Genomic DNA, 20,685 nt, shown 5'->3' with positions numbered 1-20,685 from the left:
GGCCGGGTCCGGCAGACCTGGTAGGGACGGCGAGAACGTGGTGCTACCCAGTCTCCTGGTGTGGCGGGCGACGAGGATCGTTCGTCGTAGCGAGAACCTGCGCCGCCGCCGCCTGGAGGCCGACCTGGCCGCGTTCGTCACGCACGCCGACCAGCTCGAGCTGCAGGCGATCCTGAGCCGCTACCCGGACCCCCAGACCGACGAGCTCCGCCGGCTGATGCCGGCTCCCGGTTCTGATCCGCGCGGTTCTGATCCGCGGCGCCCCCGCCGACGCTGCGCCGGTCTCGGCTAGGCGCCGGTGAGCAGGCTCAGGTCGGCGGTCGACGCCAGGTCGGGGTGAACCGGCGGCCGGTGACCTCGTCCACCTGGATCCGCACGAACGTCGGTTTCGCGCCGCCCTGCCAGGCGTCCAACGGCATGCCATAGGTGTCGAGCACGTCGTGCAGCTTGCGGACCACGTGCGCTCGTCCCTTGAGGACGACGCTCCAGGCCTGGCCGGTCTCGACGTCGACGCCGTCGACCTCGAAGGCCACCCGGCGGCCGTCCGAGGCGCTCAGCTTGGTGCCTGCCGCGGTGCGGAAGACGAGGTCCGCGTGGTCGACCAGGTGGTTGACCGGGAAGATCTCGGGCTGGTCGTCGACGACCACGGCGAGCCGTCCGACTGCCGTGCCGCGGACCAGTGCCCACGACTCGTGCTCCTGCAGCTGCTCGATGTCCGTCGTCTGGAGTTCCACGGGTCTGCCCACCTTCGTCGGGTGCTGGGTCGCGTCCCGCTCATCGTCGCTGCGCCAGCAGCGGCGCGGCAGGGCCAGAGGTCCCGGAACCTCAGCGGTCAGCGGCACGACGCTGAGCGCCGTGACACAGGGACCGCAGGACGGCGCAGGGGCCCAGCCCTGGGCGTGCTGGCCCCCGAAGGCGAGCGGCTCGTCGAGTTCGTCACCCACGGGTTGTCCGAGCAGGAGCGGCAACGGATCGGCGACCCGCCCGTGACCATCCGTGGCAAGGTGTTCGGGGAGCTGAGCCCGGCGGCTCGCGCAGTGGGCTGGCCAACCTGGCCCGACGGGCGCAGCGGCTCGGCCGGACGCTGACGGTCGGTGGCCGCGAACCGGCCGGGACCGCCGTCCGGTGGAGCGTCCCGCTGCCGGACTGGGCGGGCGGACGCGCCTCGAACCCGTTGCCGCTCAGCGCCTCTGGGGCTTGGTGACTCCCTGGGTGACCGCGTACACCGCGGCCTGGGTGCGCCGCTCGAAGCCGAGCTTGCTCAGGATGGCCGTCACGTAGTTCTTGACCGTCTTCTCTGCCAGCATCATCGTCTCGCCGATCTGACGGTTGGTCAGCCCGTCCGCGATGTGCTGCAGGATGCGCCGTTCCTGCGGCGAGAGGGCAGCCAGTCGCGGGTCGTCGCGACCGGCGTCCCAGCGCTCGCGGATGCTCACCCGTCGTGCCTCGTCGATCAGGGACTCGCCGGCCGCGGCCCGGCGGATCGAGGAGACCAGGTCGTTGCCCTTGATGTCCTTGAGCACGTAGCCGGCGGCACCGGCCGCCACGGCGGCGGCGAGGGCCTGCTCGTCGTCGTACGAGGTCACGATGAGCACGGCGATGGTCGGGTCGACCGAGCGGACGTCACGGCAGGTGTCGATGCCCGAGCCGTCCGGGAGTCGGGCATCCAGCAGAGCCACGTCCGGGCGCAGGGCCGGGATGCGTCGGGTCGCCTCGCGAGCGGACGCCGACTCCCCGACCACCTCGATGTCGTCCTCGAGCTCGAGCAGCTCACGCAGACCGCGCCGGACGATCTCGTGGTCGTCCAGCAGGAACACCTTCACCGTCATCGCCGGCCTCCTTCTGCTCCCACTATGACCTAACCCCGGTGGGGCAGAATGAGTGCCAAAGGTCCCGAGACCGAGGCCGCGCATCGCGGCGCCCGGGTGCTCTTCCTCCAGGTCGCGGCCGCGCACCTGAGCCCCGAGGACCGGGACGGGGTGGACCGGGCAACCTTTCGGGCGGCACTGCGCGGCCTCAAGGGGCTCAACCGGCTGTCCAGCAGCTTCGAGGTCGTGCAAGGGGACCCGGCGCTGGTGCTGGTCGAACGCAGTCGGGGTGCCTCGCTGCTGGTCATCGGGCGGGATGCTCCTGTTGATGGCCACGACGTCGCGGGACGGTGCACGCAACAGGCGTCCTGCGACGTGCTGGCGGTGCATGGCAGCTGAACGCAGCGCGCAGTCGATCAGATCGGCACCCGCAGGGTCGCCCGGTAGCCCTGGTCCACCGACCCACTGAGCTTGGCCATCTGCAACGAGTAGCCGTCGGAGAAGACGTTGTCGGAGTCGAGGCTGACCTTGGCCAGGTTGGCCACGCTGGCCTGGTAGCCGTCACTGGCGTACACCTGGCGGCAGACGTCCTCCGGGAAGGCCAGCTGCGACGTCCGCATCCGGTTGGACGCCGAGGTGGCGTCGGCCAGGCTCGGGTAGACCTCGAAGTGGATGTGCGGCCACCGCCCGGAGTAGCAGGCCGGGAAGATCGAGGTGAACGTCACGGTGCCGTTCGCGTCGGCCTCCTGCACCCCGCGCAGGTAGTTCTCGCCCGAGATCTGGTCGTCGTACATCGAGTACCGGCCCTCGCGGTCGCAGTGCCAGGCGTAGACCGCGGCGCCCGCGGCCGGCTTGCCGGCGTCGTCGCTGCCGCTGACGTCCACCACGGTGAGCGCGAAGGTGAGCGGGACCCCGCCGGCGACCGCGCTGCCGTCACCGAAGCTGGACCTGAGGTCGGCGCGCACGATGCCGGACTCGGTGAGCACGTTGGCGCCGTTGGTGCCGTCCGCCGGGTACGGCCCGTTGGTCTCCTCGGGGATCTCGCCGTCACCGACCTGCACGTTCGACCCGCCTCCCGGACCGCCACCCGGCGGACCACCCGGCCCAGCCCCTGGACCCGCACCGGTCGAGCCCGCCGAGCCGGTTGAGGAGTCCGACGCCGACGAGCAGGCGGCGAGCGCAGCGGCCAGTCCGGCTGCACCGGCCAGACCGAACGCGCGACGACGGCTCAGCAGGGTCGGCAGGTCGTGGGAGAGGCCGAGGTCGTGCGCTTCGGGGCGCTGTCCGGCGTGCTCTTCGGGGCTCTGGTCGCGGCTGGTCATGCCTGCACGCTAGGTCCGGCACCTGAGCGGCTGCGGCGCGCCGGCTGGGAGTGCGCTGCACGACCCGGGCGCCAGCAGGCACTATGGCGGCCATGCCGCACTTCACCGCCGAGCAGGTCAGCCAGGTCTGCGCCAGCGTGGACGCGTTCGCACCTCGCCTGGTCGATCTGTCCCACGCCATCTCCGCCGATCCCGAGCTCGCCTACGAGGAACACCGCGCTGCGGCCCGGTGCGCGGACCTGCTCGAGGAGCACGGCTTCGAGGTGGAGCGCGGCGCCTACGGCCAGCCCACCTCGTTCGCCGCGCGGCTGGGCAATCGCGGGCCGCACGTCGTCGTCTGCGCAGAGTACGACGCGCTGCCGGGCGTCGGGCACGCCTGCGGCCACAACGTGATCGCCGCTTCCGCCGTCGGCGCCGGGCTGGCGCTCGCCCCGCTCGTCGAGGCCGCTGGGCTGCGTCTGACCGTGCTGGGAACGCACGCGGAGGAGGCGGGCGGCGGGAAGGTCGACCTGATCCGGGCCGGCGCCTTCGTGGGGGTCGACGCCGCGATGATGATCCACCCGACGCCCTATGACGACCACGCCCCGAAGGCGCTCGCCATCGAGGAGTGGCGGGTGGTCTACACCGGCCGGGCCTCGCACGCCTCGTCCGCGCCCGAGCTCGGGCTGAACGCGCTGGACGGTGTCGTGCAGGGCTACACGTCGCTGGCGATGCTGCGCCAGCACCTGCGGCCACTGCAGCAGGTGCACGGCGTGATCGTGGACGGCGGCCAGGCGGCCAACGTGGTCCCGGAGCGGGCCGAGGCGTCGTACTTCCTGCGGGCCGGCGACGTCGCGGACCTGGTGGACCTTCGCACCCGGGTGCGGGCCTGCCTGGACGGTGCGGCGACGGCGACCGGGACGACGGTCCAGATCGCCGTCGAGGGGCACGTCTACGAGCCGATCGACGCCCATCCGGGGCTGGCCGCCGAGTTCACCGCCGCCTGCGAGGCCATCGGCCGCCCGTACACACCGGACCCGGCCGCCGACTCGATCAGCGGCTCGACCGACTTCGGCAACGTCAGCCAGCTGGTGCCCGGACTGCACGCCGACCTCGCCGTGCTGTCCTGGCCCGCGGTCAACCACCAGCACGAGTTCGCCGCGGCGTGCGTGTCCGAGGTCGGCGACCGCACGATGCTGGAGGGCGCGAAGGCGCTGGCGCTGACCGCCTTGGCGGTGGCCGACGAGCCCGGGCTGCTGGACGGCACGGCACGCTCGACGTCCGTCGGCTGACCCGCTCGCCGGACCGGCCCTGCTCGCCCGACTTCACCCCTTCCGTCCGGGCGGTCGGAGGTGTTCTGTGGGAGGCGCGGACGCAGCGACGCGCCCGCGGACGCGAGGAGCCGACGTGAGCCAGACCCTGGACCGAACCGACCCGGCAGAAGCAGGTCCCGACCCGGCCGCCGCCAGGGTCGACGCCTGGCTGGGCCGGCTGGAGGCCGCGCTCGTGGCGCGCGACGCCGAGGCCGGCGCCGCCCTGTTCGCCGTGCAGAGCTTTTGGCGCGACCTGGTGGCCTTCACCTGGAACATCAGGACCGTTGAGGGCCGCGACGGCGTCGCCGCGCTGCTGCGCGGAACGATGGACGCGGCGGACGCGCACGGTTTCGTGGCCGACCCCGACGAGCAGCCGACCGAGGCGGGCGGCGTCACCGAGGCGTGGATCCTTTTCGAGACTGCGGTGGGCCGGGGCCGGGGTCACCTGCGGCTCAAGGCGGACGAGTGCTGGACGCTGCTCACCACGCTGTACGAGCTCAAGGGGTACGAGGAGCCGCGCGGTCCGGCCCGCCCGCTCGGGGCCGAGCACGGTGCGCACCGCGAGCGGGTGACCTGGTCCGAGGCGAGGCAGCGTGAGGCGAGCGAGCTCGGCGCCGCCGTCCAGCCGTACGTGCTGGTCGTCGGCGGCGGCCAAGGGGGCATCGCGCTCGGCGCCCGGCTGCGCCAGCTCGGGGTGCCCAGCATCGTCATCGACAAGCACGCCCGTCCCGGTGACCAGTGGCGTGGCCGCTACAAGTCGCTGTGCCTGCACGACCCGGTCTGGTATGACCACCTGCCGTACCTGAGGTTCCCGGACAACTGGCCGGTGTTCTCCCCCAAGGACAAGATCGCCGACTGGCTGGAGTCCTACACCTCGGTGATGGAGGTGCCGTACTGGACGAACAGCGTCGCCACCAGCGCGGCCTACTCACCGCAGACCCGGGAGTGGGCCGTCACGGTCGAGCGGGACGGCAACCCGATCACGTTGCGGCCCAAGCAGCTCGTACTGGCGACCGGGATGTCCGGCAAGCCGAACGTGCCAGACCTGCCGGGGATGGACGTGTTCGCCGGCGACCAGCACCACTCCAGCGCGCACCCCGGCCCGGACGCCTACGCGGGCAAGAGATGTGTCGTCGTGGGCTCCAACAACTCGGCCTTCGACATCTGCGGCGCGCTGTGGGAGGTCGGCGCCGACGTCACCATGGTGCAGCGGTCCTCCACGCACATCGTGAAGTCCGGCACGTTGATGGACATCGGGCTCGGCGCGCTCTACTCCGAGCAGGCAGTGGCGTCCGGCATGACGACCGACAAGGCAGATTTGGTGTTCGCGTCGCTGCCTTACCGGATCCTGCACGAGTTCCAGATCCCGCTGTACGACCAGATGCGTGAGCGCGACCAGGAGTTCTACGACCGGCTCGAGGCCGCCGGCTTCCGGCACGACTGGGGGGACGACGGTTCCGGGCTGTTCATGAAGTACCTGCGCCGCGGGTCCGGCTACTACATCGACGTCGGCGCCGCGGACCTGGTGGCCAACGGCGACGTCAAGCTCGCCCACGGCCAGGTCGACCACCTGCGCGAGCACTCGGTCGTGCTGGCCGACGGCACCGAGCTCGAGGCCGACCTCGTGGTCTACGCGACCGGCTACGGCTCGATGAACGGCTGGGCGGCCGATCTGATCAGCCAGGACGTCGCCGACCAGGTCGGAAAGGTCTGGGGGCTCGGCTCGGACACCACCAAGGACCCGGGGCCGTGGGAGGGCGAGCAGCGCAACATGTGGAAGCCGACCCAGCAGGAGGCGCTGTGGTTCCACGGCGGCAACCTGCATCAGTCCCGGCACTACTCGCTGTACCTCGCGCTGCAGCTCAAGGCCCGCTACGAAGGCGTTCCCACCCCGGTGTGGGGGCTCCAGGAGGTGCACCACCGGTCCTGACCACCCGGAATGTCGGCCGTGCGACACGGAAGGAGAGGCAACTTTCGCTCCGCTCTTGTGTCAGAGATCGTTCGCAGTACAACATCTTCGTATCAGCGGTGACGCCGCCTCGGCGGCGTCCAGCGGGAAGGCACGACGCATGCGAGTCGAGTCGAACGGCCACAGCCAGGGCAACCCGCGCCTGTTCGAGCTCTTCGAGAACGCACCGAAGACCGGCAAGAGCCCCACGGTGTTCGCGTTCCCTGAGCTCATCGACTACCTGAAGGTGGCCGGCCAGCCGGTCCAGGGCCCCTGGCCGCCGCACCAGCAGCCCCGGCCCGACCCCGAGGAGGAGTCGGTGCCGGTGGCCGTCCCGGACCCCGAAGGCAACCGGGCCTGAGGCCGGAGGAGGCTGCATGTACCCATCCCGGTTCCGCTACGAGGCGCCGCGCACCATCGAGGAGGCCCTCGAGCTGCTGCACGCCGGCGCCGGCGAGGCGAAGGTGCTGGCCGGCGGGCAGAGCCTGGTGCCCCTGATGAAGCTGCGCTTCGCCTCGCCCGACCTGCTCGTCGACATCAACAACCTGCCGGACCTGGGCTACCACCGGATGGACGCTGACGGCACCCTGCACATCGGCGCGCTGTGCCGGCACGCCAACCTCGAGCGCTCCGGCCTGCTGGTCGAGCGCCAGCCCACGATGGCCGCGGCCGCACCGCTGATCGCCGACCCCATCGTGCGCAACCGCGGCACGCTGGTCGGGTCGCTGTGCCACGCGGACCCCCAGGGGGACTGGGCCTCCGTGGTCACCTCGCTGGGCGGCCACGTCGTCGCGCGCGGTCCGGCCGGGACGCGGACCATCCCGATCGGGCAGTTCGTCACCGGGCCGTTCCAGAACGTCCTGGCGTACGACGAGATCGCCGTCGAGGCGGTCATCCCGGCCGCTCAGGGCGTGCGCGCCGGCGGGTACCTGAAGCTCGAACGGCGGGTGGGCGACTTCGCGACGGCCGGCGTCGCCATCTCGGTGGAGAGCACCGGTGGCGTGGTGACCCGGGCGGGCATCGGCCTGACCGGTGTCGGACCGTCCACCATCGACGCCACCGAGGCGGCGGCGGCACTCGTGGGCGCCGCGCTCGGCGCAGCCACCATCAGCTCGGCCGCTGAGCTTGCCGCGCAGGCGGCCCGGCCGCGGACCGACCACCGCGGCAGCGCGGAGTACAAGCGGCACATCGTGCATACGTTCGTCCAGCGCATCCTGACCCGCGTAGCCGAGACCCACGAGACGGCGGCCTGACATGACCCACCTGTTCGAGGAGATCGCCGCCGAGCCGGGCCAGGACACCCCGGTACGGCGGGTGACGATCACCGTCAACGGCCAGCGCCGCACCGCGGACATCGAGCCTCGGCTGCTGCTGGCCCACCTGATCCGCCAGGGGCTGCAGCTGACCGGCACCCACACCGGCTGCGACACCACGAACTGCGGTGCGTGCACGGTGCTCTTCGACGGCGAGCCGGTGAAGAGCTGCACGATGCTCGCCGTGCAGGCCGACGGGCACGAGATCACCACGGTCGAGGGGCTGGCCGGTGCCAGCGAGCTGCACCCGCTGCAGGAGGGCTTCAAGGACGAGCACGGCCTGCAGTGCGGCTTCTGCACGCCCGGGATGATGCTGACCGCCAAGGCCTTCCTGGGCGAGAACCCCGACCCCACCGAGGATGAGATCCGCTGGGCGCTGTCGGGCAACCTGTGTCGCTGCACGGGCTACCAGAACATCGTGAAGTCGGTGCTGTGGGCCGCGAGGAAGATGCGGGCCGAGTCCGGGTCCGGGTCCGACGAGGACGGGAGCTGACGACGTGTCGCAGGCCTTGGACGAGATCAAGATCGGCGGACTCGGGTCCAGCCGTAAGCGGGTCGAGGACAACCGGTTCATCCGGGGCAAGGGCAACTACGTCGACGACATCGTGCTGCCCGGCATGCTGCACATGGAGATCCTGCGCAGCCCGTTGGCGCACGCCAGGATCCGGTCCATCGACACCACCAAGGCGTGGGAGGTGCCCGGCGTCCGCCTGGTGCTGACCGGCGAGATGATGGCGACCCGCAACCTGGCCTGGATGCCGACCCTGAGCTACGACACGCAGGCCGTGCTCGCCACCGACAAGGTGCGCTTCCAGGGCCAGGAGGTCGCGGTCGTCGTCGCGGACGACCCGTACATCGCCAAGGACGCGTGCGAGCGGATCGTCGTCGACTACGAGCCGTTGCCGGTGATCGTCAACCCGGCGCAGTCGCTCGCGCCGGACGCGCCGCTGATCCGCGACGACAAGGAGAACCAGCACGACAACGTGGTCTACGACTGGGAGGTCGGCGACAAGGACGGGACCGACCGGGCCTTCGCGCAGGCCGACCTGGTCTCGCGGCTCCAGCTGCACTACCCGCGCTCGCACCCCTCGCCCCTGGAGTGCTGCGGGTCCATCGCGGACTTCGACCGGGCGACGTCCAAGCTGACCGTCTACATGACCTCGCAGGCCCCGCACATCATCCGGGCCGCGGTCGCGATGGTCGCCGAGCTGCCCGAGCACCTGATCCGGATCGTCTCGCCGGACCTGGGCGGCGGCTTCGGCAACAAGGTGCCGGTCTACCCCGGCTACGTCGCCTCGATCCTCTGCTCGATCCTGCTGGAGCGGCCGGTCAAGTGGATCGAGGACCGCTCGGGCAACCTGATCTCGACCGGCTTCGGTCGCGACGTCTACCTGACCGGTGAGCTGGCGCTGCGCAAGGACGGCCGGATCCTCGGCGTCCGGATGCACACCGACGCCGACCACGGCGCCTTCTTCGCCGATGCCCAGCCGAGCAAGTTCAAGATCGGCCTGATGCACTCGGCGTTCGCCTGCTACGACATCCCGGCCGCGCACCTGACCGCCCGCGGCGTCTACACCAACAAGGCGCCCGGCGGAGTGGCCTACCGGTGCTCCTTCCGGGTCACCGAGGCGATGTTCTTCCAGGAGCGGATGGTGCAGGCCGCCGCGGACGACCTGGGGATCGACCAGGCCGAGTTCCGCCGGATGAACTTCGTGCGGGACGACGACTTCCCGCACCGCACACCGTTCGGGTTCCTGACCGACTCCGGTCAGTACGGCAAGTGCCTGGACGTCGGGCTGCAGGCCATCGGGTACCAGGACTTCCTGGCCCGCAAGGCCGAGGCGGCATCGCGCGGCCGGCTGCTCGGCATCGGCATCTCCACGATGACCGAGCCCCTCGGCGCCGGGAACAGCCGCGAGTACGACATCCTGGGCATCAAGATGTTCGACTCCGCCGAGCTGCGGGTGCACCTGACCGGCAAGGCGATCCTGCGCACCGGCGCGAAGACGCAGGGTCAGGGGCACGAGACCACGTGGGCGCAGATCGTCGCGCACGAGCTGGGTCTGCCGGCCGAGGACGTGCTGGTCGAAGAGGGCGACACCGACACCGCGCCGTTCGGCATGGGCACCTACGCCTCGCGCAGCACCCCGGTCGCCGGCGCGGCGGTCGCGATGGTCTCGCGCAAGATCCGGGCCAAGGCGCGCAAGCTCGCCGCGCACCTGCTCGAGGTGTCCGAGGAGGACCTCGAGTGGGAGCTCGGCCGGTTCTACGTCCGCAGCGCACCGGACCGCGGCGCCACCATCCAGGAGTGCGCGATGGCGGCGTACAGCAACATGCCGGACGGCCTGGAACCCGGCCTGGAGGCCAACGCCTACTACGACCCGCCGAACCTGACCTGGCCGTTCGCCTGCTACATCGTGACGGTCGAGGTCGACCCGGAGACCGGCGTGTGGGACGTGCTGCAGGTGGTCGCGGTGGACGACTGCGGGGTGCGGATCAACCCGATGATCGTCGAGGGCCAGATCATGGGCGGCCTGACCGAGGCCTACGCGATGGCCAGCATGCAGTTCATCACGTTCGACGCCGAGGGCAACTGCGTCGGCTCGAACTTCATGGACTACCTGCTGCCGACCGCCTGGGAGACACCGGGTTACGAGCTGCACGAGGTCGTCACCCCCTGCCCGCACCACCCGATCGGAGCCAAGGGCATCGGCGAGTGCGCGACCGTCGGCGGACCGGCCGCGTTCGTCAACGCCGTGCTGGACGCGCTCAAGGGCACCGGCGTGCGCAACATCGACATGCCGCTGCTGCCGGACCGGGTCTACGAGGCCATCACGATGCGCCGCGACGTCTCCGGCGCCCCACCGGTCCGGACGGAGTGACGATGAGCACCGGACCGCTGAACCCCGGACCGCTGAAACCCGGACCGCTCAACGGCTGGGACATCCTCGAGCAGGCCCGCGAGCTCGCCGAGCAGGGCGAGGACTTCGCGTTGGCCACCGTGGTGTGGCGCCAGGGTCCCTCGTCCGGGCAGCAGGGTTCGCGGGCGATCATCACCGCGGCCGGCCAGCTGCACGGCTGGATCGGCGGGGCCTGCGCGGAGCCGGCCGTGATCCGCCAGGCGCAGCAGGTGATGCGGGACGGTGAGCCGAAGCTGCTGCTGCTCGGCAGCGTCGAGCAGTTCGGCGCCGCCGTCCCCGAGGGAATGGTCGTCGTACCGGTCTCCTGCGCCAGCGAGGGCGCGCTGGAGGTGTACGTCGAACCGGCCACCCCCCGCCCGCGGCTGCTGGTCGTCGGGCGCTCGCCGATGGCGTCCACGCTGACCGAGCTCGCCACCGCGCTGGGCTGGCGGGCCGACCTGCTGGACCACCCTGACTTCTCCGCCGCGGACGTCGACCGGCGCACCATCGTCGTGGTGGCCACCCAGGGTCACGGCGACGAGGAGGCGGTCGAGCAGGCGGTCGGCGCCTCCCCCGCCTACGTCGGCCTGGTCGCTTCGAGGCGCCGCGGAGAGGCGGTGCTCGGCTACCTGGCCGACCGCGGAGTCCCGCAGCACCAGCTCGACCGGGTGCGGGTGCCGGTCGGCCTGGACCTGGGGCACACCACGCACCGCGAGATCGCGGTCGCGATCCTCGCCGAGCTGGTCCGCGATCGGGCCGCCGGCAACCTCGTTGGAGGCACGAGCGGCAGCCCCGAAAACACTGCGGCACAGGTCTTCGAGCCGGCTCAGGCGATCGACCCGGTCTGCGGGATGACGGTGCGGGCCGACGCGTCCAGCCACCCGGTCGAGCACCAGGGCATTGTCTCGTACTTCTGCTGCGTCGGCTGCCGGGACCGGTTCCTGCTGGACCCCGACGCGTACCTTACGGCGACCCACCGGTCCGAGGAGGCTTGATGCTGATCAAGAGCGACTTCGAGGTGCCGCAGCCGATCGACAAGGTGTGGTCGTTCTTCGACGACATCCCGCAGGTGGCGGCCTGCCTGCCCGGCGCCGAGCTGACCGACGAGCAGCAGTCGGACGACGGCTCGCAGAAGTTCCTGGGACGGGTCGGCATCCGGATGGGACCGGTCAAGCTCCAGTTCGCCGGCACCGCAACCATCGTGGAGCGGGACGACGCGGCCAAGCGGGTCGTCGTCGACGCGTCCGGCGCGGACGAACGCGGCCGCGGGCAGGCCAGCATGCTGGTCACCGCGACGCTGGCACCGACCGCTTCGGGCACCAAGGTGGACGTCGTGCAGGACCTGCAGCTGTCCGGCGCCGCGGCCCAGTACGGCCGCGGCATGATCTCCGACGTCACCTCGGTGCTGATGCGTGACTTCGCCGGCAACATGCAGCGCCGGATCGAGGCGGCCGACCAGGGCCTGTCCCCCGACCAGGTGGCCAACGCGGCGCCGGCCAGCGGTCTGGCGATCGGCCTGCGGGCCATGCGGATGGCCCTGATGCGGGTGTTCCGCCGCTTCTTCCTGCCCTACCAACCGAACCCGAGCTGAGGAGGCCGCATGGTGCTGTGGTGGATCGGCAACGCGGTGCTGCTGCTCGTCGTGGTGCCAGTGCTGGTGGCCCTGCTGAACCGTGTTCTCGCTGCGCTGGAACGCATCCGGGGTGCCTCCGACGACATCCTGGCCGGCGGCGTCGCGCTGATCGGCGAGCTCGACGGCGTCCCGGAGGCGCTGGCGACCACCGACCAGACCATCCATGAGGTAGCCGTCGGCGCCGTCCGCTACGCCGGCTCCGTCGCCAAGCTGCTCGGCTGAGCAGGAAGGAGATCCGTCGTGCCAGTCGTCGCCTGGGTGACCGTGGTCCTCGCCGTGCTCATCATCGCCGCCGCCGCACTCGGCCTGATCCGGGTGATCTTCCACCTGCGCGCGGTCAGCAGCACGCTCACCGCGCTGATCGGCGGTCTCGGCGTCGTCGCCAGCCAGACCAGCACCGTGCCACCGGTGGTGGCGTCGGTGAACGACAGCCTCAAGCCGGTCCGCGACTTCTGCGAAACCGTCTGAGCGGGAAGGGATATCTACCATGGTGACCCTCGCGGCGAGCGACTCCACCACCGGCTGGGTGATCGGCTACACGGTGGCGATAGTCGTCGTCCTGGTGGTCGTCGCCCTCGTCGTGCCGATCCTGCTGCTGGCCCACAAGATCGGCAACGAGGCCGCTGACATCGACGAGTCGCTGCAGCTGTCGGTGCAGAACACGGCGGCGCTGAAGGACCTCAACACCACGATCGAGCACGCCACGGTCATCGTGGCCGGGCTGAACCGCGGACGCACCAGGCTGGGAGGCTGACGGTGGGCACGACGAGCATGACGCCGGCGAGCGTGCAGGCGTTGACCTCCACCCAGGAGAACCTGTGGTGGGGGGCGATCATCGGCGGGTTCGTCGTCGTGCTGGCCGTCGCGGCCCTGCTGACCATCCTGGTGCTGCTGGTGCGCCGGATCGACCAGCGGGTGCTGCGGGTCCGCGACACCTTGCAGGCGGCTGTCGACAACACCGCGGACGCGGCGCTGATCGGGGTCACCGCCAACGGCGTGGACGCCGTCCTCGCCGAGGGTCTCGAACACCACCTGTTCCTCGGACGGGTGCTGGCGAAGGTGAGGATGTGACGGCCATGGTCGTGCTCTCTGTCATCGACATCGTCCTGATGATCGCCGGCCTGGCGTTCTACCTGTTCGTCGTCGGCAGCCAGCTGACCCAGGTCGCCGGGCACCTCGAGGAGTGCCGCGACCTGGTGCGGCAGATCGTGGCCAACGCCGAGCCGATCTTGCCCGGCGTTCAGAACATCAACCGCACCGGCGGCGTGGTGGCCGGCGCCCTACCGCTGCTGTACGGGATGGCCGAGGGCATCGTGGCCGGCGTGACCCCGATGCCCGAGCAGCCGGTCGAGCGTCCGCCGGCCAAGCCCGCGGCCGGTCGGCGGCGCTCACGGCTGCACGACGGCGTCGGGTACCGCCCGCCCGCTGAGCCCTCGGTGCCGGCCTAGCGGTCGTCCGGGTCGCGTCCGGTGGTCAGCGGGCCGGTCGTCGGCGCCTTGTACTCGCCGATCCAGTGGTCCTGCCAGGACCGGTCGTACTGCTGCTCGTTGCAGCTTGGGTGGTAGATCGCGACGAGCTCCTGGGCGATCTGCTCGCGGTGCGAACGCAGCCCGCCGGGCACCTCGTAGGTGCACACGTGCAGCTTCCACCGGTTGCCCGCGCGCCGCACCCAGCAGGCGGCCTGGGGGTGGTTGAACGGGAACCGCTCGGCAGCCAGGTCGTCGCAGTGCCCGACGTAGATCACCGCGTACCGGTCCGGCTTGGCCTCCGGCTCGGGTCGGCACAGGATCGCGAACACCGCGGGCCGGGCCGGCGGCGTCCAACCACCGAGCACCCGCGGCCCCTCGAACGGGTACCCCGCAAGGGATCCGAGCCGGATCATCCGGCCTGACCCGGGCTCGTCGCCGGCTGGTCGTCGTCGTCCTCGTCGTCGTCCTCGCTGGTGGCCGTCAGCGTGACGATCGGCCACGGCGGCAGTCCGGCGGCGGCCGCTGCCCGGGTGAACTCCTCGCGTCCCAGGGCTGTCGCCTCGTCCGGGGTGTCCGCCTCGACCAGCAGCCGCGCGCCGTAACCGTTGGTGCCGATGCCGGAGGCGATCCCGGATGCGGCAGCGACGGCGTCAGCCAGCTCGACGACCTCCTCGCGGGTCACCGCCCGGTCGCCGTCGGCCTCGACGAGCACGCTCCACAGCACCTGGCCGCCTCCTATCGCAGGTCCGGCAGCACCGAGGCGAACTGCTCGAGGCTGCGCAGGTCGTGGCCGGACATCAGCAGGTCGATGTGCGGGGCCGCGACCATCATGCCGAGCGTATTGGGCCGGAAGTCCTCGCTCTCGCCCTTGTGCGGGTTCATCCAGACGATCCGGTGGCACAACCGGGACAGTCGGTCCATCGCGGTCGCCAGCACCGCGGGATCGCCGCGGTCCAGGCCGTCCGAGCAGATCACCACGATCGCCCCGCGGCACCGGCCGCGACGGGCCCAGTCGCGCACGAACGTGTCCAGCGACGAGCCGATCCGGGTGCCGCCCTCCCAGTCCACGACGGCCCTGGCGGCCCGGTCCAGCGCCTCGTCCGGACGACGGTGGTCGAGCTCGCGGGTGATCCGGGTCAGCCGGGTGCCGAAGCAGAAGACCTCGACCCTGGTCGGCACGCGGCTGGTCGAGTAGGCGAACTGCAGCAGCGCTCTCGAGTAGTCCGACATGGAGCCGGACACGTCCAGGATCAGCACCAGCGGGCGTAGCCGCAGCCGACGGCGGCGCCAGTACAGTTCGGTCGGCTCGCCGTGCAGCCGCATGGTCTCGCGGACCGTGCGGCGCAGGTCCGGCACCCGGCCGGACGAGGCGCGGACGGTCCGACGGGTGCGCCGGCGCGGGGGCGTCAGCCGCAGCGACTTCATGATGTGCCGCAACGCGAGCAGCTCCTCGGCGGTGCAGGCGGCGAACGACTTCGCCTTCAGCGACGACGCGTCGGAGGCGATCAGGCCGAGCAGCGCCTGCTGGTCCTCGCGGCGCTGCTCCCCCGGCTCGGACTCCGGCACCTGCAGGACGGACTGGGCCTGCTGCTTCGCCTTGACGCTGAACGGTTTCGGCGGCTCGTCGTCCGCCTCGTCCAGGAAGTAGCTGCGGAACACGCTGTCGTACACCGGGATCTGGTCGCGCCGGATCACCAGGGTGGTTCGCCCGGCCCAGTAGACGTCCACCAGGTCAGCGGGGTTGAGTGCGGCCGCCGCGGCGCAGTAGGTCAGGACGTCGCCCGAGCCGACGGCCAGCTCGGCTTCGCGCAGCCGGCGTGCGAAGCCCACCAGGAGGCGGACCAGCTCGTCCGGCTCAGGCGCCGGTGGCGATGTGGTCAAGGTGCTCACGGACCAGCTCGACGTCGTCGCGCTCCTTGACCACGGCGCCCATCGTGTCGTCGACCGTCCGCGCGTTGAGCTCGCTCTCGCCCAGGACGTCGAGCGTGCGGACCCAGTCGATCGTCTCGGCCACACCGGGTGGCTTGGCCAGGTCGAGGGCGCGCAGCCGGTTGACCGCGGCCACGACCTTGGTCGCCAGCGCCTGCGACACGCCGGGTTCGCGGACCAGCACGATCTCGAGCTCGCGCTCCGCGCTGGGGAACCCGACCCAGTGGTACAGGCAGCGGCGCTTGAGCGCATCGTGCAGCTCGCGGGTGCGGTTCGAGGTGAGGATCACCAGTGGCGGCTTTTCCGCGGTGATGGTGCCGATCTCCGGGATGCTGATCTGGTAGTCCGAGAGCACCTCGAGCAGGAAGGCCTCGAACTCGTCGTCCGCGCGGTCGACCTCGTCGATCAGCAGCACCGCGCGGTCGCCGGCCCGCACGGCCTCCAGCAGCGGCCGTTCCAGCAGGAAGCGCGGGCCGAACACCTTCTCGACGGCTGCGTCGTCGTCCAGCTGATGGTCCGACAGGGCACGCAGGTGCAGCATCTGGCGGGCGTAGTCCCACTCGTAGAGCGCCTGGTTGGTGTCGATGCCCTCGTAGCACTGCAGCCGGATCAGCTTGCGCCCGAACACTTCCGCGAGCACCTTGGCCACCTCGGTCTTGCCGACCCCCACCTCGCCCTCGAGCAGGACGGGCCGGTTCAGCGACAGGCCGACGAACAGCGCGGTGGACAGCCCGCGGTCGGCCAGGTACCCGCCGGAGCGCAGGATCTCGGTCAGCGCGCCGACGCTCTCGGGTCGATCCATCCAGGTTCTCCTAGGCGTCGGCGTGCGGACCTGCGGGCGTTCGGTGCGGACCGGTCAGTCGTTCGACGCCGTACCGAGCACGAGGTCGCGCACGCTGGCGCCGGAGGTGCTGAGCTTCCCCTCGCGCTGCAGCTTGGCCCGCCAGGCGGCGCCGATGTCGCTGCCCGGCTCGGCGAAGCCGTCGAAGCTGACGTCCTTCATGTTCCGGCAGGACTTGGTGGGACCGCAGTCGTCATCCGCGGCCGCGGCCACGGGGTCCTGCGCCGCCCAGACCGTGCGCAGCACTTCTACCGTGTCGTCCGCGTCGTCCGGTTGCCGTGTCATCGCCGAACCCTTCACCCGAGGTCGCCTACCCACCCCACTGTAGATCGCGGAACGGGTTCGGACGAGGGCTGTTCAGATGATCGGCTGTTCGCCGGACCGGGCGTGTCCGGACCGGACGGCGATCGCCTCAGCGACGATGGACACCGCGATCTCGGCCGCGGTGCCCGCCCCGATGTCCAGCCCGGCGGGTCCGTGCACCCGGCTCAGGTCGACCACACCGCGGTAGGCCAGCCAGTCGGCTCGTGCCTGCTGCTTGCGCCGGGACCCGAGCGCGCCGATGTAGCCGACCTCACCGTCCAGCGCGGCGGCCAGCGCGCGCCCCGCGACGTCGTCGTCGTGGCTGGTGACCACCAGCACGTCGATCCGGGCGAGGCCGGCGATCACGCCGGTCGCTGTGGCCGCGTCCGACGTCACCTGGGTGTGCCAGCCGAGCAGGTCGGCGCAGACCATCAGGGCGTCCGGGATGGCACCGGCCCCGACGACCAGCAGCGTCGGCACGGGGAACAGCACCGTGACCACGGCGTCGGCCGTGACCGTGCTGGCGCTCGTCCCGCGGGCGAACAGCTGCGCCGCGTCCTCACCCGCCGCGTCGACGTCGTCCGCGGTGAACATCGTGACGTCGTGGACGTCGTCCCCGTCCAGCGGCAGGACCAGGCAGACCGGCTCGCGGCGGCGCAGCGCACCCCAGAGCTCGCCCGGCAGGCTGGTGGCCGGCAGCAGGACGGCGGTCGCGGCACCGCCGCAGGACAGGCCGGCGACCATCGCGTCCACCTCGCTCACCTGCAGCCGCAGGACGCGCGCACCGATCCCCTGCTCGGCCCGGTCGGCCAGCTGCTCGTTGAGACTGCCGGACAGCACGCCGCCAGTGCGCCCACCGCCGGGGGTGATGGCGACCGCCTCGCTCCAGTCCCGGGAGCTGATCCCCTCGGTGGCGACGGCCCAGCCCACGTCGACCCGGGTGCCGGCGCGAAGGCACGCCTCGACCGTCAGCGCGATGTCGTACACGTCAGGAGCCTAGTGCGCAGCGCTACCGTCGACGAGGTGCACGCTGCACGCCCGACTTCGAGGAGTTCTGCATGAAGTGGACGGCACCGGAGGTGGCGCGACCAGGGCCGCTGTGGCTGGCGGACGAGCGGCCCGCGCTGCTGAGCAGGCTCGACCACCACCGGGCGACCTTGCTGGCCAAGTGCAGCGGCCTGACGGCCGAGCAGCTGCGGCGGCGGGCCGTCCCGCCGTCCGAGATCTCGTTGCTCGGGCTGGTGCGGCACATGAGCGACGTCGAGCGCCAGTGGTTCCGACGTCGGGTGGCCGGCGAGGCGCTGGACCAGTTGTACTGGAAGGGACCTGACCCGGACGACGACTTCCTGGCGGTGGACGACGCCGACCCGGAGGCCGACTTCGCGACCTTCGCGGCCGAGGTCGAGGCGGCGCGCCGGGCGATCGACGGCCGGCCGCTGGACGAGACCTACGTGGACAGCCGGTCCGACGGCGACGTGCGCTTCGACCTGCGCTCGGTGGTCATCCACATGATCGAGGAGTACGCCCGGCACAACGGTCACGCGGACATCCTGCGCGAGCAGATCGACGGTGCCACGGGCCAGTAGCGCCGACTTCGGATCAGCGCCGATCAGCTCTGGGACGACGCGCGCCCGGCCAGCCCGGCGCTCCAGCGCTCCTCGACCCGGCCGAACCGCCACCACAGCAACGCGACCGCCCAGGTCAGGGCGAACAGCCCGGCGATGACGTACCCGACGTAGTTCAGGTCGAGGGTGCCGATCGCATGCAGTGGCCCCGAGTCGATGGACAGCTTCTCCACCAGGATCGAGTCGATCTCGATCAGCCCGATCACCAGGGCGACGGCGACCGAGAGGCCGGTGATCACGATGTTGTAGTACACCTTGCGCACCGGCCGGGCGAAGGCCCAGCCGTAGGCGAAGTTCATGAAGACGCCATCGATGCTGTCCAGCAGGCTCATCCCGGCGGCGAACAGCACCGGCAGCACCAGGATCGCATACCAAGGCACCGAGACGGCGGCACTGCCCGCGGCCAGGACCAGCAGGCTGACCTCGGTGGCGGTGTCGAAGCCGAGGCCGAACAGGAACCCGACCGGGTACATGTGCCGGGGCTGGCGCACGCCCTTCATCACCGGCCGCAGGATGCGGTTCATCAGGCCGCGGTTGTCCAGCTGGTGCTCAAGCGCCTGCTCGTCGTACACGCCGCTGCGCATCCCGGACCAGACCCCCAGGATGCCGATCAGGGAGACCAGGTTGATCATGCCGAGCGCGATCAGGAACAGTCCGGAGACGCTGGTGCCGAAGACCCCGGTGAACTGCTGCAGCGTCGAGTCCTCGTTCTCGACCTGCCCGGACAGCGCCTTGACGCCGATCCCGAGCAGCAGGCACAGCCCGAAGACGATGCTGGAGTGACCGAGGGAGAACCAGAAGCCCACGCTCAGCGGCTTCTTGTCCTCCGCGACCAGCTTGCGCGTGGTGTTGTCGATCGCCGCGATGTGGTCGGCGTCGAAGGCGTGCCGCATGCCCAGCACGTAGGCGGTGACGCCGAGCGCGACGCCGTACATCTGGCCATCGCCGAGCCGCAGCTCCTTCGGCGCGACCGCACCGAACAGCACCCCCCAGCCGACCACGTGCAGCAGCACGATGAAGCCGGCCATGCCGGCGAGCACCAGCCACTGGGTGCGATCCAGCGACCGCCGGAACTGCCGGAGCGAGGACGGCGACTCGTCGGCCGTCGCAACCGGAGCCTCGGAAATCGCCATGGCACCGAAACTAGCCAGAGCCAGGGGCTTAATGCAACCGCGTCGCGATAAATACTCCACGGCGAGTGTTCGCCGCCGGGGCGGTCCCGGATGGGTGCCCATTTCTGAGCGCCCGATCCCCCGCACTTGTGGCGCCTCGTCTCTGCACTTGTGACGGGTTGTGGGGGTCTCAGCGGCGGTTGAGACCCCCACAACCCGCCACAAGTGGGGAGAGTGCGCGGCCGGGTGGGCGGGAGCCAGGGGCCAGGCGCGGCGATAGCCTGCGCGCATGCCCGACGAGCCCCAACCTCCGACGTCCGCCCAGCGCCAGCTCGAGCCGGGCGTCCAGCGCGACTTCCGCGCCGCAATGTCCTACGGCGACTACCTGCACCTGGATCAGGTGCTGTCCGCCCAGCACCCGTTGAGCGTGCCGCAGCGGCACGACGAGCTGCTGTTCATCATCCAGCACCAGACGTCCGAGCTGTGGCTGAAGCTGATGCTGCACGAGCTGCGCGCCGTCCGGCAGCTGCTGCGCGTGGACGACCTGCGGCCCGCCCTCAAGGGGCTGGCCCGGGTCAAGCACATCCAGACCACCCTGACCGAACAGTGGTCGGTGCTGGCCACCCTGACCCCGAGCGAATACGCCGAGTTCCGAAGCTTCCTGGCGTCGTCCTCCGGCTTCCAGTCCTGGCAGTACCGGGCGGTCGAGTTCATCCTCGGCAACAAGAACAAGGACATGGTCGACGTCTTCGACCACCACCCGCAGGCCCAGCAGATGCTGCGCGAGCTGTTGCACGAGCGCAGCCTGTACGACGAGTTCCTCGCGTATCTGCACCGGATGGGCCACCCGGTTCCGCCCGAGCTGCTCGACCGGGACTGGACAAAGCCCTACCGGTTCAACCCCGACCTGGTGCCGACGTTCACCACGATCTACGAGCGCTCGCGCGAGCACTGGATGGCGTACGAGGCGTGCGAGGAACTCATTGACCTGGAGGACAACTTCCAGCTCTGGCGGTTCCGGCACCTGAAGACCGTCGAGCGGATCATCGGCTCCAAGCAGGGCACGGGTGGCTCGTCGGGGGTGCCGTTCCTGCGCCGCGCGCTGGAGCTGACGTTCTTCCCCGAGCTGTACGCCGTGCGCGGGGAGATCCAGGACGTCGGCGCCGCACCCTTGTAGGACGACGCCGACC

At 71.0% G+C, this 20,685-nt stretch carries 28 protein-coding genes; 18 read left to right on the top strand and 10 right to left on the bottom strand.

Features of this window, described 5'->3' with window-relative positions; translation table 11 throughout:
- The first annotated feature begins 37 nt into the window (after nucleotides 1–37).
- The gene (locus ACPPVT_RS05030; RefSeq protein ID WP_426565932.1) at nucleotides 38–292 is read left to right on the top strand and encodes a hypothetical protein; all 255 of its coding nucleotides are present in this window, start codon (nucleotides 38–40) and stop codon (nucleotides 290–292) included.
- Between the two features lie 16 nt (nucleotides 293–308).
- Here the strand turns inward: ACPPVT_RS05030 and ACPPVT_RS05025 are convergent, their stop codons facing one another.
- The gene (locus ACPPVT_RS05025; protein WP_426565931.1) at nucleotides 309–734 is read right to left on the bottom strand and encodes a pyridoxamine 5'-phosphate oxidase family protein; all 426 of its coding nucleotides are present in this window, start codon (nucleotides 732–734) and stop codon (nucleotides 309–311) included.
- Between the two features lie 165 nt (nucleotides 735–899).
- On the opposite strand from ACPPVT_RS05025, the gene ACPPVT_RS05020 reads away from it, so the two are divergent.
- Nucleotides 900–1,088: a hypothetical protein gene (locus ACPPVT_RS05020; RefSeq protein WP_426565930.1), complete on the top strand. Its 189-nt coding sequence runs from the start codon at nucleotides 900–902 to the stop codon at nucleotides 1,086–1,088.
- Between the two features lie 93 nt (nucleotides 1,089–1,181).
- Here ACPPVT_RS05020 and ACPPVT_RS05015 read toward each other — a convergent pair whose 3' ends face one another.
- Nucleotides 1,182–1,829 carry a response regulator gene (locus tag ACPPVT_RS05015; protein ID WP_426565929.1) on the bottom strand — a complete coding sequence of 216 codons (648 nt, stop codon included), beginning with the start codon at nucleotides 1,827–1,829 and terminating at the stop codon, nucleotides 1,182–1,184.
- A 48-nt stretch (nucleotides 1,830–1,877) separates the two neighbouring features.
- Between ACPPVT_RS05015 and ACPPVT_RS05010 the strand changes: the two genes are divergently transcribed.
- Nucleotides 1,878–2,207, top strand: coding sequence for a hypothetical protein (locus tag ACPPVT_RS05010; protein WP_426565928.1), 330 nt, complete (start codon nucleotides 1,878–1,880; stop codon nucleotides 2,205–2,207).
- Between the two features lie 17 nt (nucleotides 2,208–2,224).
- Here the strand turns inward: ACPPVT_RS05010 and ACPPVT_RS05005 are convergent, their stop codons facing one another.
- On the bottom strand, nucleotides 2,225–3,130 hold the full coding sequence (locus tag ACPPVT_RS05005; protein ID WP_426565927.1) for an intradiol ring-cleavage dioxygenase: 906 nt from the start codon (nucleotides 3,128–3,130) through the stop codon (nucleotides 2,225–2,227).
- A gap of 92 nt (nucleotides 3,131–3,222) precedes the next feature.
- On the opposite strand from ACPPVT_RS05005, the gene ACPPVT_RS05000 reads away from it, so the two are divergent.
- The 13 genes from ACPPVT_RS05000 (at nucleotide 3,223) to ACPPVT_RS04940 (ending at nucleotide 13,664) form a co-directional block, all read left to right on the top strand.
- On the top strand, nucleotides 3,223–4,401 hold the full coding sequence (locus ACPPVT_RS05000; RefSeq protein ID WP_426565926.1) for a M20 family metallopeptidase: 1,179 nt from the start codon (nucleotides 3,223–3,225) through the stop codon (nucleotides 4,399–4,401).
- A 115-nt stretch (nucleotides 4,402–4,516) separates the two neighbouring features.
- The gene (locus ACPPVT_RS04995) at nucleotides 4,517–6,352 is read left to right on the top strand and encodes a flavin-containing monooxygenase (protein WP_426565925.1); all 1,836 of its coding nucleotides are present in this window, start codon (nucleotides 4,517–4,519) and stop codon (nucleotides 6,350–6,352) included.
- Between the two features lie 139 nt (nucleotides 6,353–6,491).
- Nucleotides 6,492–6,731: a hypothetical protein gene (locus ACPPVT_RS04990; RefSeq protein WP_426565924.1), complete on the top strand. Its 240-nt coding sequence runs from the start codon at nucleotides 6,492–6,494 to the stop codon at nucleotides 6,729–6,731.
- A 16-nt stretch (nucleotides 6,732–6,747) separates the two neighbouring features.
- Nucleotides 6,748–7,623: an FAD binding domain-containing protein gene (locus tag ACPPVT_RS04985; protein WP_426565923.1), complete on the top strand. Its 876-nt coding sequence runs from the start codon at nucleotides 6,748–6,750 to the stop codon at nucleotides 7,621–7,623.
- A 1-nt stretch (nucleotide 7,624) separates the two neighbouring features.
- Nucleotides 7,625–8,176 carry a (2Fe-2S)-binding protein gene (locus ACPPVT_RS04980; RefSeq protein WP_426565922.1) on the top strand — a complete coding sequence of 184 codons (552 nt, stop codon included), beginning with the start codon at nucleotides 7,625–7,627 and terminating at the stop codon, nucleotides 8,174–8,176.
- A 4-nt stretch (nucleotides 8,177–8,180) separates the two neighbouring features.
- Nucleotides 8,181–10,565: an aerobic carbon-monoxide dehydrogenase large subunit gene (locus tag ACPPVT_RS04975; protein ID WP_426565921.1), complete on the top strand. Its 2,385-nt coding sequence runs from the start codon at nucleotides 8,181–8,183 to the stop codon at nucleotides 10,563–10,565.
- A gap of 2 nt (nucleotides 10,566–10,567) precedes the next feature.
- Nucleotides 10,568–11,578 (top strand): XdhC family protein, encoded by a 1,011-nt coding sequence (locus ACPPVT_RS04970; protein WP_426565920.1) that lies wholly within the window; start codon nucleotides 10,568–10,570, stop codon nucleotides 11,576–11,578.
- On the top strand, nucleotides 11,578–12,174 hold the full coding sequence (locus ACPPVT_RS04965; RefSeq protein ID WP_426565919.1) for an SRPBCC family protein: 597 nt from the start codon (nucleotides 11,578–11,580) through the stop codon (nucleotides 12,172–12,174). The genes ACPPVT_RS04970 and ACPPVT_RS04965 overlap by 1 nt, the downstream gene beginning before the upstream one ends.
- A 9-nt stretch (nucleotides 12,175–12,183) precedes the next feature.
- Nucleotides 12,184–12,438 (top strand): hypothetical protein, encoded by a 255-nt coding sequence (locus tag ACPPVT_RS04960; protein WP_426565918.1) that lies wholly within the window; start codon nucleotides 12,184–12,186, stop codon nucleotides 12,436–12,438.
- Nucleotides 12,439–12,456: 18 nt separating this feature from the next.
- Nucleotides 12,457–12,684 (top strand): hypothetical protein, encoded by a 228-nt coding sequence (locus ACPPVT_RS04955; protein WP_426565917.1) that lies wholly within the window; start codon nucleotides 12,457–12,459, stop codon nucleotides 12,682–12,684.
- A 19-nt stretch (nucleotides 12,685–12,703) separates the two neighbouring features.
- Nucleotides 12,704–12,970 carry a hypothetical protein gene (locus tag ACPPVT_RS04950; protein WP_426565916.1) on the top strand — a complete coding sequence of 89 codons (267 nt, stop codon included), beginning with the start codon at nucleotides 12,704–12,706 and terminating at the stop codon, nucleotides 12,968–12,970.
- Between the two features lie 2 nt (nucleotides 12,971–12,972).
- Complete coding sequence (locus ACPPVT_RS04945; RefSeq protein ID WP_426565915.1) at nucleotides 12,973–13,287, top strand: hypothetical protein; 315 nt, start codon at nucleotides 12,973–12,975, stop codon at nucleotides 13,285–13,287.
- A gap of 5 nt (nucleotides 13,288–13,292) precedes the next feature.
- Nucleotides 13,293–13,664: a hypothetical protein gene (locus ACPPVT_RS04940; protein WP_426567055.1), complete on the top strand. Its 372-nt coding sequence runs from the start codon at nucleotides 13,293–13,295 to the stop codon at nucleotides 13,662–13,664.
- Here the strand turns inward: ACPPVT_RS04940 and ACPPVT_RS04935 are convergent.
- The 6 genes from ACPPVT_RS04935 to ACPPVT_RS04910 all read right to left on the bottom strand — a co-directional run bounded on the left by ACPPVT_RS04935 (nucleotide 13,661) and on the right by ACPPVT_RS04910 (nucleotide 17,745).
- Complete coding sequence (locus ACPPVT_RS04935; protein WP_426565914.1) at nucleotides 13,661–14,098, bottom strand: hypothetical protein; 438 nt, start codon at nucleotides 14,096–14,098, stop codon at nucleotides 13,661–13,663. The two genes, ACPPVT_RS04940 and ACPPVT_RS04935, sit on opposite strands and share 4 nt — an antisense overlap.
- Complete coding sequence (locus ACPPVT_RS04930) at nucleotides 14,095–14,409, bottom strand: hypothetical protein (protein WP_426565913.1); 315 nt, start codon at nucleotides 14,407–14,409, stop codon at nucleotides 14,095–14,097. The genes ACPPVT_RS04935 and ACPPVT_RS04930 overlap by 4 nt, the downstream gene beginning before the upstream one ends.
- 11 nt (nucleotides 14,410–14,420) lie before the next feature.
- Nucleotides 14,421–15,575 (bottom strand): vWA domain-containing protein, encoded by a 1,155-nt coding sequence (locus ACPPVT_RS04925; RefSeq protein ID WP_426565912.1) that lies wholly within the window; start codon nucleotides 15,573–15,575, stop codon nucleotides 14,421–14,423.
- A complete protein-coding gene (locus ACPPVT_RS04920) occupies nucleotides 15,541–16,416 on the bottom strand; it encodes an AAA family ATPase (RefSeq protein WP_426565911.1) in 876 nt (291 codons plus the stop codon). The genes ACPPVT_RS04925 and ACPPVT_RS04920 overlap by 35 nt, the downstream gene beginning before the upstream one ends.
- A gap of 54 nt (nucleotides 16,417–16,470) precedes the next feature.
- On the bottom strand, nucleotides 16,471–16,740 hold the full coding sequence (locus ACPPVT_RS04915) for a hypothetical protein (protein WP_426565910.1): 270 nt from the start codon (nucleotides 16,738–16,740) through the stop codon (nucleotides 16,471–16,473).
- Nucleotides 16,741–16,812: 72 nt separating this feature from the next.
- Nucleotides 16,813–17,745 carry an XdhC family protein gene (locus ACPPVT_RS04910; protein WP_426565909.1) on the bottom strand — a complete coding sequence of 311 codons (933 nt, stop codon included), beginning with the start codon at nucleotides 17,743–17,745 and terminating at the stop codon, nucleotides 16,813–16,815.
- A 71-nt stretch (nucleotides 17,746–17,816) separates the two neighbouring features.
- Between ACPPVT_RS04910 and ACPPVT_RS04905 the strand changes: the two genes are divergently transcribed.
- On the top strand, nucleotides 17,817–18,344 hold the full coding sequence (locus ACPPVT_RS04905; RefSeq protein WP_426565908.1) for a DinB family protein: 528 nt from the start codon (nucleotides 17,817–17,819) through the stop codon (nucleotides 18,342–18,344).
- Nucleotides 18,345–18,367: 23 nt separating this feature from the next.
- On the opposite strand, the gene ACPPVT_RS04900 is transcribed toward ACPPVT_RS04905, so the two are convergent.
- Nucleotides 18,368–19,516, bottom strand: a complete 1,149-nt coding sequence (locus ACPPVT_RS04900; RefSeq protein ID WP_426565907.1) for a HoxN/HupN/NixA family nickel/cobalt transporter — start codon at nucleotides 19,514–19,516, stop codon at nucleotides 18,368–18,370.
- 268 nt (nucleotides 19,517–19,784) lie between these two features.
- Between ACPPVT_RS04900 and ACPPVT_RS04895 the strand changes: the two genes are divergently transcribed.
- A complete protein-coding gene (locus ACPPVT_RS04895; protein ID WP_426565906.1) occupies nucleotides 19,785–20,672 on the top strand; it encodes a tryptophan 2,3-dioxygenase in 888 nt (295 codons plus the stop codon).
- Nucleotides 20,673–20,685 lie beyond the last annotated feature (13 nt).

This window comes from Angustibacter sp. McL0619, from assembly GCF_049994355.1.
Taxonomy (GTDB): Bacteria; Actinomycetota; Actinomycetes; order Actinomycetales; family Angustibacteraceae; genus Angustibacter.
This window is presented reverse-complemented; position numbering and strand designations above follow the sequence as displayed.